The sequence below is a fragment of the Paludibaculum fermentans genome, from assembly GCF_051172195.1.
Lineage (GTDB): Bacteria > Acidobacteriota > Terriglobia > Bryobacterales > Bryobacteraceae > Paludibaculum > Paludibaculum fermentans_A.
In genome coordinates, this window is the sequence record NZ_JBPJAQ010000001.1 from 5,976,537 (window position 1) to 5,988,715 (window position 12,179).

Consider the following 12,179-nt stretch of genomic DNA (forward strand, 5'->3'; position numbering starts at 1 on the left):
GTTTACCCGGCTGCGGCGCCTTGGCCAGTATTTCCATGCGAATTTGACAGGCCGTTGGCCAGCGCAACTTGGGTAAGCCCGGCCACATTGCTGACACCCAGCTTCTTCATGAGCGTCTTTCGATAGCCGCGGACCGTCTGCAGGCTCAGGTTGAGCACGACGGCGATCTCCTTGCTGGTCTGCCCTTCGGCCACCATCCGCATCACCTGTTGTTCCCGCGGCGTGAGGGCCTGCACGGCACTGCGGCCGTTCGCATCGTTGAGATTGCCTCGCTGGACACGAGCCAGGAAGGTGTCGGACACCTGCGGGCTCAAGTAGGAGCCGCCCCTGGCCACGGTGCGCAAAGCGTCCAGCAGGTCGCGATCGCTGGCCTTCTTGAGGACAAAGGCGCGGGCGCCACCGCGGATCGACCGCATCACCGAGCTCTCGTCGTCGTGCATCGAGAGTATGACAATTTTCGATTCCGGTGTATGACGCATGATTTCGCTGGTCGCTTCGATCCCGCTGATCCCCGGCAAATTGATATCCATCAGGATCAATTGGGGCTTCAAAGACCGCGCCAGCGCGATGGCATCCGAGCCGGTTTCCGCTTCCGCCACCACCTCAAATTCGCCCGAGTTCTTCAAAATCGCGCGTAGACCGTCGCGCATGATTTTGTGATCGTCCACCAGCAACAAGGTATACATCAATCATGGTTCCTTGCCGGGAGTAACGGAGAGTTCCGTTACCGAGGAATCCCGGTACTCCACCGAAAGGTTGACGCGTGCCGCTATCTGGCGCACGGATTGGAGTGCTGCTTCTCCGAGCAGTTCACCCGCCGGCGCTCGCAGTTGCACTGCGCGATGACCAAGAACGAGTTGCACGCGGCCCGGACGCTCCGACGCATCCCAAGCCAGGAGTGCATCACCAATGATACGGCATAGCGACTCGGCTTGCTCCATCGACCAGGCGGGCGTACCTTGCTCGAACGTAAAATCCACAGGCCGGCCCTGTGTGATGAGTTCGATGGACTTGCGCAATCCACATCGTGTGACGATGCCGGGGTCGGATTGATAACTCAATACCCGCACGGAATCGACGGCGGCTTCCAGCGCTTCCTGAATGGTGTCGAGCAGTTCCCGTGACTCACGATTGAGTTCGGGCCAATTGCTGCGCAGGAGCCCGATCATTAGGCCGGCCGAGCACAGCGAAGGGCCGATGTCGTCGTGCAGCCGCCGGCTGACTCGCCGCCGTTCCTGCTGGCGCATTTCGTCTGACCCGTTCCATGCCAGATCGACCGTCGAAGCGGGCTTGCCGTTCAGATCCATCGGGCTCATGATAAACGAAATCGCCCGCCAAATCTAATTGGCGGGCGATATTATGTCAGGCAAATCGGCGGAACGCCGGTTATTTCTTGCGGGCAAGGACGCGCCGGGCCGCGGCGGCGATGTTGTCCGCACGCATCCCGTACTTGTCCAGCAACTCGTCCGGAGTGCCCGATTCCGCGAATTCGGTCAGGCCCACAAACTCGATAGGCGCCGGATGGGTCTTGGCCGCGGCTTGCGCCACACGTACACCCAGGCCGCTATCGACCAGATGCTCTTCGGCCACCACCAGCGCACCGGTCTCGGCGGCCGCTCTGCCAATGGCCTCTTCGTCGATGGGTTTGATGGTGTGGATATCCAGTACGCGGGCCGAGATGCCTTCGCCTTCCAATTGCTCGGCGGCGCGGATGGCTTCGGCGACCACCAGACCGGTGGCGATCAGGGTCACGTCGGTGCCGCTGACGAGTTCCACGGCCTTACCCATCTCAAAGGCCATTCCGGCTGGATAGATCACCGGCACTTTCACGCGGCCCGTGCGGATGAAGACGGGGCCGACATGTTCGGCCGCCCAGCGAACCGCCCAGGCGGTGGCGACCTCATCGGCGGGGCACAACACGGTGAAGTTGGGCAGGGCACAGGCGAGGGCGAGGTCTTCCATGCTCATCTGGGAAGGACCGTCTTCTCCAATGGAGATGCCGCTATGCGTGCCGACCACCTTCAGGTTCACATTCGGATAGGCCACCAGGCAGCGCAACTGCTCGAAGCCCTTGGTCATGATGAAGGCGGAGAAGCTGGAAACGAACGGGATCTTGCCGGACAGGGCCAGGCCTGCGCCAATCGCCACCATGTTCGCTTCGGCGATGCCGCACTCGAACAGACGCTCAGGGAACTCCTTCGCGAAGTAGGTGGTCATCGTCGACTTTGTCAGATCGGCGTCGCCGACCACGACATTCGCATTCTCGCGGCCTAGTTCGGCCAGCGTCTTGCCAAACGCCTCGCGCGTGGCAGCGCCCATTTTGAGTTCGTATTTCACGTTGGCCGGCATGTTAGGCAAGCTCCTTCAATGCGAGTTCCAGTTCTTCCGTCTTCGGGGCAACCCCGTGCCATTTCGGATTGTTCTCCATGAAGCTGACGCCCTTACCTTTGATGGTGTGAGCCACGATGCAGGTGGGCTTACCCTTGGTTTCGGCCGCCTCGGCGAACGCCTTCTGGATGGCCGGAATGTCGTGGCCATCGATTTCGAGGGTGTGCCAGCCGAAAGCGCGCCACTTCTCAGCCAGCGGAGACAGATCGAGAATATCCTTCACGAAGCCATCCAGTTGGATGCCGTTGTTATCGACGATGGCGCAGACGTTATCCACCTTGTGGAATGAACCGAACATCGCTGCTTCCCAGATCTGGCCTTCCTGGATCTCGCCGTCGCCTAGCACCACGTAGGCGCGAGACGGGGACTTGTCCAGTTTGGCGGCCAGTCCCATTCCGAGGGCTAGGCTCAAACCTTCACCGAGGGAGCCTGTGGACGCCTCCAGGGCGGGGATGTAGCGCACATCCGGGTGGCCCTGATAGATCGAACCCAGTTTCCTGAGGGTATTCAGGGCTTCCACCGGCGTATATCCGCATTCGGCCATCACGGAGTAGAGGACCGGGGCGGCGTGGCCTTTGGAGAGGATGAATCGATCCCGTTCGGGCCATTTGGGCTGGGCCGGGTCGTGCCGGAGGACGTCCCAGTACAGGGTGACCAACAGTTCCACAGCCGATAACGAACCACCCGGGTGGCCCGACTTGGCGGCCGTGATCATAGTAAGGATGTGACGCCTGACTTGGCGCGCTATGGAGGAGAGCTCGGAGGGATTCTGCGTGCGTTGCATGGGAAAAATCCACTCTATCATAGCCAGGGGGTAGGATTGATCAGTGGAGTAGACACAAAAAAACCCCGCGACCGAAGCCCCGGGGTTTTGGTTCGAAAACCTCGAACTACTTCCGGCGGCGGAGCAGTGCGAGACCGGCGAGACCAGCGCCGATGAGGGCGTAGGTGCCGGGCTCGGGCACGCCCGAAACCTTGAAGTTGTCCAGGGTGGCATCCTGCGCGAGCGAGGTCTGCCAGAAGAAGCCGAAACCGGTAATTGCAGCGGTGTTGACGCCGCTGTTGTTGGCGGCGAGGATCTGCGCCAGGTTAGCCGAGAACGCCTGAGGCGGCGTGCCGACGACGTTGATGGTCTTCCATGCTGTGCCAGCGCCACCGGACATGATGCCGGTAACCTTGGCCAGGTTCGTCGCACCAGCATCGCTGGTCACGAAGAAGGTGAGGGTGCCATTCGGATTGTCAGCGCCGGTCCAATCGATGGAGAGAGTGGGGATCGTGCCGGTGAAATCGCCAGCCGGGATGTCGTACAGAGCACCACCGAGACCGAACACATTGTTAGCAGAGTTGAGCACGAACGAGCCGGAATCCACAAAGGACTCCATCTTGCCGAGCGGGTCGCTGCCGGCGTTGCCGACCTTCCGGCCGAAAACCGTACGGTTCACGGTCGCGATCGGCGTGTTGAGCTGGGTGGTCGCGATCGTGTAAACACCGGTCGTGCCGGTGATCGCCGAGTCGATGCTGTTCGTGCTGAAGGTATCGGTGAGCGCGATGGTCGTTGCGAACGACATCGAGCTGAGCAACACGGTACCCAGGAAAGACAATACAAACTTCTTCATTCAATCTCCTCCTCAAAACTTGGAAAAGTCCCGAAAGACTTTCTCTGAGAGAATACTACACCTAGGGAGTACCCTCACAGGCTATCTTTAGATGGGTTCAGCCGGTTGCTTTGTGCCGAAGTGTTTGCACGCCAACAGTTTGCGGAAACCGGCTAGTACCACGATCGTAAAACCAGTGTACCACTTGCGTCTTACGGACAAGACCTGACGGCTAACTTATCTTCGGCTGACCTTATCACGTACTGAACCGATGGATCCAGTTCCTTACTGTGTTGAACGAACTCCTGCCACCGTACCAGCCAGCAAACGCCGGTTGAAGCTCAAGGTGCTTGCCGGTGAGGGCACCTGTCCGCACTACATCCCCTATACATGTGTCACTCCCGCTGGATTCGGATCTCCGCTTCCAGAGCCGGCGCCGGTTCAGGCGTCCAGGGGCGGCCGATTCCTGCCGGGCGAAGCTCCCGGCAGGGCTGTGATCACCTCGCATTCCGTACAAATGAAGACGGATTAATGTTTGCTAATTTGAACATTGAATGCCCTTATTTAAGCTGCGAATGCTGGAAATGATCGCACAAGAATCACGGTAATGTAATTCTCCGTATCTTCTTCGCCTGGCCGATGGTTTGATCCTGGACTTGAGATCCTGCCGCTTTTCAACCATGCCAATCTGACCGGTGAAGTCTTGTGCCCATCATGCGATTGATTTGTGAATCAAGCTTAATATCATAGGGTCAAAATGATACCTGATAGATAGGTACAGAATCCTATGATAGCCCTCCCAGGTGACTGATAGCCTTGAACTATACGCTGTGTTGTCTTAAGGTTAGACGTGGCTACGTGTTTCAGTATGATTGCGTACTGTTAATCGGTCATAGCCACGGAGGAGATTGACTGTGAAGAAACTGCTAGCGCTACTCGTGTGTTCAGTCGCGGTATCGTCCGCCGCGACTATTAATTTGTTTCCGCCGGCCTCAACATGTGTCGGCCAGATTTGTTCCGCCAGCATGGGTTTGACAAATCTAACTTCGGGGAATGTTTACCAGCTCAACTGGGATTTCTCGAACGACGATTTTGTCACGCATCCCTGGCCTATCACCAAGATCACCTTTACCCTGGATGCACAGGGCAGCAATACAGGCCCCTTGAAATTGGTCCTCTACACGCAGGGGGGCACGACCATCGATGTCGTGGTGGCCAGCGGCTCGTTCACCCACAACGGGACAAAGGTCTTCACTCCGGCCGACTTCGACTTCCCGGCACTGTCCGCTGCAATCGCCCCGACTGGGTTGTTCGTGACGTCGCTCGACTGGCTCAGCCCGATTACCTTAGGGAAGCTGAACAGCGCAACGGTCACGGTTGAGTCGGTTGTTCCGGAACCGGCCACCTATGGACTGATGGGTGCTGGCCTGCTCGGTCTGTTGGCCTTCGCCCGCCGCCGCAAACAAGCCTAATCGCAAAGTATTGAAACGAGAAGACCCCGGCTCTCTCGGAGCCGGGGTCTTTTCGTCTTTACAGTCCGGTTAGCCCAGCAGCCGGGCGGCGGGTTTGGCAAAGTACGTGAGAATGAAGTCGGCTCCCGCGCGCCGGATCCCCACCAGCGACTCCATCATCGCCCGTTGTTCGTCGATCCAGCCATTGCGCGCCGCAGCCATGATCATGCTGAACTCGCCCGACACCTGGTAAGCCGCCAGGGGCACGTCGAATCGATCCTTGGCCATGCGGATGATGTCGAGGTAGGGCATCGCCGGTTTGACCATGATCATGTCGGCGCCCTCTTCCAGATCGAGGGCGATCTCCCGCATTGCCTCGAGTGCGTTCGGCGGGTCCATCTGGTAGCTGCGTCGATCGCCAAACTGAGGTGCGGATTCCGCTGCCTCACGGAACGGTCCATAGAATACGCTGGCGTACTTGGCGGCGTAGCTCAGGATCGGAACCTTCGGGAACCCCGCCTGGTCCAGCGCCTGCCGGATCGCACCCACCCGGCCGTCCATCATGTCCGACGGCGCCACAATGTCCGCCCCGGCCCTGGCGTGGGAGACTGCCGCCGCGGCCAACCACCCTAACGAGATGTCGTTATCGACATCACCGTCGATGATCTTGCCGCAGTGCCCGTGGCTGGTGTACTCGCAATTGCACACGTCGGTGAGCACCAGGAGGTTCGGAACGGATTGCTTGATGGCGCGTACGGTGCGCTGCACGATACCGTCGTTGTCATACGCCCCGGATGCTTCTTCATCCTTATGAGAAGGAATGCCGAAGAGGATTACCCCGCCGATGCCGAGCGCCGCGCACTCCTCGCACTCTTTGACGATCTCCTCGATCGACAACTGGTAGTTGCCCGGCATGGAGCTGATCTCTTTGCGGATGCCCTCACCTTCCACGGCGAACAAAGGCAGGATGAAATCGGCTGGCTCGAGGATGGTTTCGCGCACCAGGCGGCGCATGGATTCCGACGAACGAAGCCGGCGCGGGCGTTGAGTGGGGAAGGGCATAGGCTCAATTGCCATCTTAGCCCAGACGTGGCGCCACACTCTCTACCGCAACAGCGCGGCGGCGACACTGAAGAATGTACCGATCCAAACAAGACCAAAGAACCCGCCCAGGACTTTGCGGCCGGCCTTCCACAGTGCGAAACCGGTGAACCCCAAGGCTGCCAGGAACAGGGCGAACTTAACCAGGGCGCAAAGACAGGCAGCCAGCGCGGTGGAGTTCTCGAGCGAGCCGTTCATCAGCCGCAGCAACAGAGTGTTCTCCAAAGCATCCAGCAAGGCGGCCAGCCAGATCGCCCAGCCCAACCCAACACCGAGCGCCGGCAGGCCGGATCGCCGGGCCAGCCAGACGCAGGACATGCTGAGCGCCGCCGCGTAGGCTAGCAGGAAGACAAAGTCCAGCATAATCAGCCGCAGCGCGAGTTCGTCTTTCCCTTTGGGTACCTGCTGGACCATCTTGTCCAGGTTGTCTTCCATGGAAATCCCCGGATGATCGCCGCGCCACTCTTCCAGGATGGTTTGTGCGGTTTTGGCGGACGCCGCTAACTCTAGGGATACAATCCCTTGCGGCGCGGACTTCGACTTCAACTCGAAGCCCTGCCAGGTGAGTATCAGGGCGAGTCCGCAGGCCAGCAGGGCGGCCGGCCACATCAGTCTCGGCCGGATGTGGCGGGGCACGAGTTGGAAAGGATGGAACACGTTACGGATAATGAATGTAGCATGGCGAGCAGGATGGCAAGACAACAGGGACCGCGAATCTCCCGCCTCTACGTGGTGAAGGGCAGGGTCCAGGGGGTGGGCTACCGCTATTTTGCCCAGACGGTGGCGGCCGAAGCCGGGGTCACCGGCTGGGTGCGCAACCGCGACGACGGGGCGGTGGAGAGCTACGCCACGGGCACAGCGGAGCAGTTGGCCGAGTACAGCGGCCGGCTGCGCATGGGGCCCCGATTCGGCGAGGTGCGCAGTCTCGAGGAGATCGAAGCGCCTCTGCTACAATCGGATGGGTTTTCCATCAAACACTAGTTTCCGCACATACTTATGATCGATTTGAAGTCACTCATCCGCGAAGTGCCGGACTTTCCCAAGCCCGGGATCAATTTCTTCGACATCACCACGCTGCTGAAGGATCCCGAGGGTTGGAAGGCCACGATCGACGCGCTCAAGGCCCGTTATGAGGGCATCCAGGTGGACGTGGTGGTGGGGGTTGAAGCGCGAGGCTTCTTTTTCGCTCCAGCGATCGCTTACGCCCTGGGCGCCGGCTTCGTTCCGGTGCGCAAGCCGGGGAAACTGCCGGCCGAGACCGAGACCATCGAGTATGCGCTCGAGTACGGCACCGACAAGCTGCAGGTGCATAAAGATGCAATCAAGCCGGGTATGCGGGTGCTGGTCATTGATGACGTGCTCGCGACCGGCGGCACTGCGTCGGCGGTGGCCCAGCTGATTGAACGGCTGGGCGGACAGGTGCTGGGCCTCGGCTTCCTGATCGAACTCGATTTCCTGAACGGGAAGGCGAAGCTCGAGGGCAGGGAAGTCTACTCGGTACTGCACTACTAACGTGTCTTCCCGATCAGCCACGGTCCGGGCCTACGCCAAGGTCAACCTGAGCTTAAAGGTACTGTATAAACGCCCTGACGGCTTTCACGAGTTGCGGACCGTTTTCCAGACCATCGGCCTGCACGACACCCTTGATTTTGAATTCACGCCCGGTAAGGGCGCGGTGGTGGAACTGGACGACGCGTTGGCCATCGACAACAACCTGGTCACGCGCGCTGCTCGCCTTTTCTTCGAGCGTCGTAAGGTCCGCGGACGGTTGCGGATGCGCCTGAAGAAGCAGGTGCCCATGGGCGGCGGCCTGGGCGGCGGGTCGAGCGATGCGGCGGCGGTGCTGCTGGCGTTGCCAGCGTTGACGGGCAAGAACACCAACCTGCCTGATTTGATGGAGATGGGCGCGGAATTGGGCAGCGATGTGCCGTTCTTCCTGGTGGGCGGGGCTGCGCTGGGGCTGGGCCGCGGCGAGGAGTTGTATCCCCTGCCGGAACCGAAGCCGCTGCCGATGATCGTGCTGGCGCCACCCATTCACGTATCGACTCCAGAGGCCTTCCGGGCCCTCGGGCGCCCGTCGTTGACTTCACCGTCCGAGTCACCTAAACTAAATACTTTCCAGTCGTTTGTCTGGCAGGCGTATCTTGCGTCTGATGCGGAGAACGATTTCGAGGTAGCCGTCTTTCAGCTTCATCCGGAGTTGAAACGATGGCGGAGAAAACTCGAACGGCTTGGGGCTCATGTTGCACGGCTCTCCGGCAGCGGGGCAGCACTCTTCGGGGTGTTTCCAAACCAGGCCAAGCTTCAGGGAGCCCTTCCGCAGTTTCACACGGAGCCTCTCAAGGTTTTCTCGACGACGATGTTGACGCGCGTGCAGTATCGCGCGCGTTTGTGGCGGAGCCTGCGAGAACACGCATTAGTAAATACATGGCCTCCCCAAAGCCGGTACGCGTAATGAGATCTGAGAGACTGAAAATACTGACCGGCAATTCGAATCCGGCGCTCGCCGCCGCACTGTGCACCGAACTGGGCACCGTGCTGGGCGGCGCCAAGGTGAAGACCTTCTCCGACGGAGAGATCTGGGTCCAGATCGAGGAGAACGTGCGCGGCAACGACGTGTTTGTGGTGCAATCCACCTGTACGCCGGCCGACCGCCATCTTCTGGAGTTGATCCTGATGATCGACGCGTTGAAGCGAGCCTCGGCCGACCGGATCACGGCCGTGCTGCCTTACTATGGGTACGCCCGGCAGGACCGCAAGGACCGTTCGCGGGTACCGATCTCGGCGAAAGTCGTGGCCAGCATGCTGGAACGCGCCGGCGCGGACCGTATCCTGTCGCTCGACCTGCACGCCGCCCAAATCCAAGGATTCTTCGACATCCCGGTGGACCATCTGTTTGCCGCCCCGGTGATGATCGACCACTTCCGCGCCTATGGCGACCTGGACCGCCTGACAGTGGTGTCGCCTGACGCCGGCGGTGTGGAGCGCGCCCGGGCGATTGCCAAGCGCCTGGAAGTGCCGCTGGCCATCATCGACAAGCGCCGCGAGCAGCCGAACGAAGCCGATGTGATGCACATCATCGGTGACGTTGAGGACCGCGACTGCCTGATTATTGACGATTTAATCGATACGGCCGGGACGCTCGTGAAGGGCACGAAGGCTTTGATCGAACGCGGTGGGGCCGCCAGTGTTTCGGCCTGCGCCACTCATGCCGTGCTCTCCGGGCCGGCTGTGGAGAACATCAAGAATTCTCCGCTGAAAGAAGTCGTTTTTTCGGACTCCATTCCTCTGCGTCCGGAGGCCGCCGCGTGCGGCAAGATCCGGGTGCTTTCGGTGGCCGGCCTGTTGGCCCGCGCCATCCAGAGCATTCACGAGGAGACGTCCGTGAGTTCGTTGTTTGTCTGAATCGATAGGAGCGTAATATGCGAAAGGACATCACCATTGCCGCCGAACCCCGCTCGTCGCGGGGCAAGAACGAGGCCCGGCGGCTGCGGGTCCAGCAGCGAATCCCCGCCGTGGTGTATGGCACCGGCAAAGACGCCGTGGCCGTGACGGTCAGCCCCAAGGAAGTGAACAAAATTCTGCACTCCGGTTCGGGCGTCAACACGATTTTCAACGTCGACATCGCGGGTGCGGAAAGCACGCCGGTGATGGTGGTCGACTGGCAGCACGATCCCGTGAAGAACAACCTGCTTCACGTGGATATGCTGCGCATCGATCTCAACAAGCGGCTCCGGGTCAAAGTTCCGGTCCATCCGCTGGGCGATCCCAGGGGCGTGAAGGCCCAGGGTGGTTTGCATGAGATCGTGTCCCGTGAAATCGAGATCGAGTGCCTGCCGGACGACATTCCGGAGAAGTTCGACATCGACGTAACGCACCTGATGCTGGGTGACGCGCTGCGCGCCAGCGATCTGCCTCTCACGGGTTCGATGAAGCTGGTGAACGCGCCTGATCAGGTCGTTTCCCACGTTGTCGCGGCTCGTGGCGGCGCAGAGACCACTGAGGAAGATGCAGCCAAGACTGCTGAACCCGAAGTGATCAAGAAGGGCAAGAAGGAAGACGAAGCTGCTCCGGCAGCCGACGCGAAGAAGAAGAAGTAAACCGCCCAACCGGGTATTGATGCTCCGGCGGTTGGATTCGAAAGGATCCGGCCGCCGGGGCAGCCGCCTTGAGTCGAAAGCAGAATGCCGGATCCGGAGATTTTGGTGGTGGGGCTGGGTAACCCTGGTCCTGAGTATGAGCAGACACCCCATAATCTTGGGTTTCTGGCCCTGGACCGTCTGGCCGCGCGCCATTCGATTCGGCTCAGCCGGCTGGAATGCCGGGCGGTTGTGGGTTTTGGAACGTTGGAAGGCAAGCCGGCCCTGCTGGCCAAGCCCCAGACGTTCATGAATCTAAGCGGACAGTCGGTGAAGGGCTTGTTGGAAAAATACAGCCTGAAGCCGGACCGCCTGATTCTGGTGTTTGACGAGTTGGACCTGCCGTGGACACACGTGCGGGTCCGGCCCAAAGGCTCGGCCGGGGGACACAATGGCGTGAAAGACGTCATACGGTGTCTGGGCACGGACGAATTTACCCGCTTGCGGTTGGGTATCCGTCCGGACCATCCGGTGAGCGATGCTGCCAGGTTCGTGCTCGCTCCGTTTAAGAGCGTGCAGATGAAGGAACTGGATGAGCTGCTGGATGCCGCAAGCACGGCAGTGGAGTCCATTATCGCCCAGGGCGTCGATAAGGCCATGGCGGCTTACAACCGCCGCGCCCAGGGGCCAATAAGAGAGGAAGAATGAGGATCTACGAAGAGCTCTTCATCGTTCGTCCCGACGTGACCGAGGAAGAAATTGATGCCTACATTGAGCAGATCAAGCAGGTAATCACTTCCGCCGGCGGGACGATCGACAAGGTGGACAAGTGGGGCGTGCGCAGGCTCGCCTATCGCGTGAACAAGCGCAGCGAAGGGTTCTACACCCTGATCCAGTTCTCGGCGGAAGCCGGGACGGTGAAGGAAGTGGAGCGTCGTATGCGCGTGACCGATCTGGTGATGAAGTGGATCACCGTGCGCATTGACGAGAAGCTGAAGAAGCTGGAGAAGCGGACGAAGCAGCGCGAGAAGCGTGCGAAGCGGCGTCCGGTGGTGGAACGTCCGGCGCCCAGCGCCGTGATGCCCGCCGCGCCTGCTGCTGTGGCCACTCCGGGTGCGCCCATGCCGGGTGCTCCGGCGCCTGTCGAAGCAGCCGTTGCCGCTGCTCCGGCCGAACCCGTAGCCGCGGCGCCCGAAGCCGCAGTTGTGACCGAGACCCAGGAATAGGAACAGGAGGCATAAATCACCATGGCTGAACAAAAGGGTGGACGCCCCATCGCCGCTTCCCAGAGGCCGACCGGTACCGACAAGGCCATCGCCACGGGTAAGCGTCAGTATTTCCGCCGCAAGAAGGTCGATCGCATCTGTATTGAGAAGATCGACTACATCGACTACAAAGACACCCGGCTGCTTTCGCAGTTCATCACGGAGCGCGGCAAGATTGTACCCCGCCGCATCTCCGGCCTGAACGCCCAGAACCAGCGCCGCATCACCGAGGCCATCAAGCTGGCCCGCAACATCGCGCTGCTGCCCTTCGCGGGCGGCATCGAGAGGGAGAGATAACGC

16 protein-coding genes are annotated in these 12,179 nt (G+C 60.4%); 9 read left to right on the forward strand and 7 right to left on the reverse strand.

Annotation, left to right across the window (positions count from 1 at the left end):
* Positions 1-2 precede the first annotated feature (2 nt).
* From ACR9Y2_RS23920 to ACR9Y2_RS23940, 5 genes are all read right to left on the reverse strand, one after another.
* Positions 3-686, reverse strand: coding sequence for a response regulator (locus ACR9Y2_RS23920; protein ID WP_435044186.1), 684 nt, complete (start codon positions 684-686; stop codon positions 3-5).
* A 3-nt stretch (positions 687-689) separates the two neighbouring features.
* Complete coding sequence (locus tag ACR9Y2_RS23925; RefSeq protein WP_435044187.1) at positions 690-1,316, reverse strand: histidine kinase; 627 nt, start codon at positions 1,314-1,316, stop codon at positions 690-692.
* A 70-nt stretch (positions 1,317-1,386) separates the two neighbouring features.
* The gene (locus tag ACR9Y2_RS23930) at positions 1,387-2,319 is read right to left on the reverse strand and encodes a transketolase family protein (RefSeq protein ID WP_435044899.1); all 933 of its coding nucleotides are present in this window, start codon (positions 2,317-2,319) and stop codon (positions 1,387-1,389) included.
* 31 nt (positions 2,320-2,350) lie between these two features.
* Positions 2,351-3,172, reverse strand: a complete 822-nt coding sequence (locus ACR9Y2_RS23935) for a transketolase (RefSeq protein ID WP_435044188.1) — start codon at positions 3,170-3,172, stop codon at positions 2,351-2,353.
* A 106-nt stretch (positions 3,173-3,278) separates the two neighbouring features.
* Positions 3,279-4,004: a PEP-CTERM sorting domain-containing protein gene (locus ACR9Y2_RS23940; RefSeq protein ID WP_435044189.1), complete on the reverse strand. Its 726-nt coding sequence runs from the start codon at positions 4,002-4,004 to the stop codon at positions 3,279-3,281.
* Positions 4,005-4,897: 893 nt separating this feature from the next.
* Between ACR9Y2_RS23940 and ACR9Y2_RS23945 the strand changes: the two genes are divergently transcribed.
* Positions 4,898-5,455 carry a PEP-CTERM sorting domain-containing protein gene (locus tag ACR9Y2_RS23945; RefSeq protein ID WP_435044190.1) on the forward strand — a complete coding sequence of 186 codons (558 nt, stop codon included), beginning with the start codon at positions 4,898-4,900 and terminating at the stop codon, positions 5,453-5,455.
* Positions 5,456-5,524: 69 nt separating this feature from the next.
* On the opposite strand, the gene hemB is transcribed toward ACR9Y2_RS23945, so the two are convergent.
* Both hemB and ACR9Y2_RS23955 read right to left on the reverse strand, forming a co-directional pair.
* Positions 5,525-6,496 carry a porphobilinogen synthase gene (gene hemB, locus ACR9Y2_RS23950; RefSeq protein WP_435044191.1) on the reverse strand — a complete coding sequence of 324 codons (972 nt, stop codon included), beginning with the start codon at positions 6,494-6,496 and terminating at the stop codon, positions 5,525-5,527.
* Between the two features lie 42 nt (positions 6,497-6,538).
* Positions 6,539-7,192: a hypothetical protein gene (locus ACR9Y2_RS23955; RefSeq protein ID WP_435044192.1), complete on the reverse strand. Its 654-nt coding sequence runs from the start codon at positions 7,190-7,192 to the stop codon at positions 6,539-6,541.
* A 33-nt stretch (positions 7,193-7,225) separates the two neighbouring features.
* Here ACR9Y2_RS23955 and ACR9Y2_RS23960 point away from each other — a divergent pair, with 33 nt between their 5' ends.
* From ACR9Y2_RS23960 to rpsR, 8 genes are all read left to right on the forward strand, one after another.
* Complete coding sequence (locus tag ACR9Y2_RS23960) at positions 7,226-7,516, forward strand: acylphosphatase (protein ID WP_435044194.1); 291 nt, start codon at positions 7,226-7,228, stop codon at positions 7,514-7,516.
* Positions 7,517-7,531: 15 nt separating this feature from the next.
* A complete protein-coding gene (locus ACR9Y2_RS23965; protein ID WP_435044195.1) occupies positions 7,532-8,047 on the forward strand; it encodes an adenine phosphoribosyltransferase in 516 nt (171 codons plus the stop codon).
* A 1-nt stretch (position 8,048) separates the two neighbouring features.
* A complete protein-coding gene (gene ispE / locus ACR9Y2_RS23970; protein ID WP_435044196.1) occupies positions 8,049-8,990 on the forward strand; it encodes a 4-(cytidine 5'-diphospho)-2-C-methyl-D-erythritol kinase in 942 nt (313 codons plus the stop codon).
* On the forward strand, positions 8,990-9,940 hold the full coding sequence (locus ACR9Y2_RS23975) for a ribose-phosphate pyrophosphokinase (RefSeq protein ID WP_435044197.1): 951 nt from the start codon (positions 8,990-8,992) through the stop codon (positions 9,938-9,940). The genes ispE and ACR9Y2_RS23975 overlap by 1 nt, the downstream gene beginning before the upstream one ends.
* A 17-nt stretch (positions 9,941-9,957) precedes the next feature.
* Positions 9,958-10,635: a 50S ribosomal protein L25 gene (locus ACR9Y2_RS23980; RefSeq protein WP_435044198.1), complete on the forward strand. Its 678-nt coding sequence runs from the start codon at positions 9,958-9,960 to the stop codon at positions 10,633-10,635.
* An 84-nt stretch (positions 10,636-10,719) separates the two neighbouring features.
* Positions 10,720-11,322: an aminoacyl-tRNA hydrolase gene (gene pth, locus ACR9Y2_RS23985; protein WP_435044199.1), complete on the forward strand. Its 603-nt coding sequence runs from the start codon at positions 10,720-10,722 to the stop codon at positions 11,320-11,322.
* Positions 11,319-11,840 (forward strand): 30S ribosomal protein S6, encoded by a 522-nt coding sequence (gene rpsF / locus ACR9Y2_RS23990; protein ID WP_435044200.1) that lies wholly within the window; start codon positions 11,319-11,321, stop codon positions 11,838-11,840. The genes pth and rpsF overlap by 4 nt, the downstream gene beginning before the upstream one ends.
* A 21-nt stretch (positions 11,841-11,861) precedes the next feature.
* Positions 11,862-12,176: a 30S ribosomal protein S18 gene (gene rpsR, locus ACR9Y2_RS23995; protein ID WP_435044201.1), complete on the forward strand. Its 315-nt coding sequence runs from the start codon at positions 11,862-11,864 to the stop codon at positions 12,174-12,176.
* Positions 12,177-12,179: the final 3 nt, after the last annotated feature.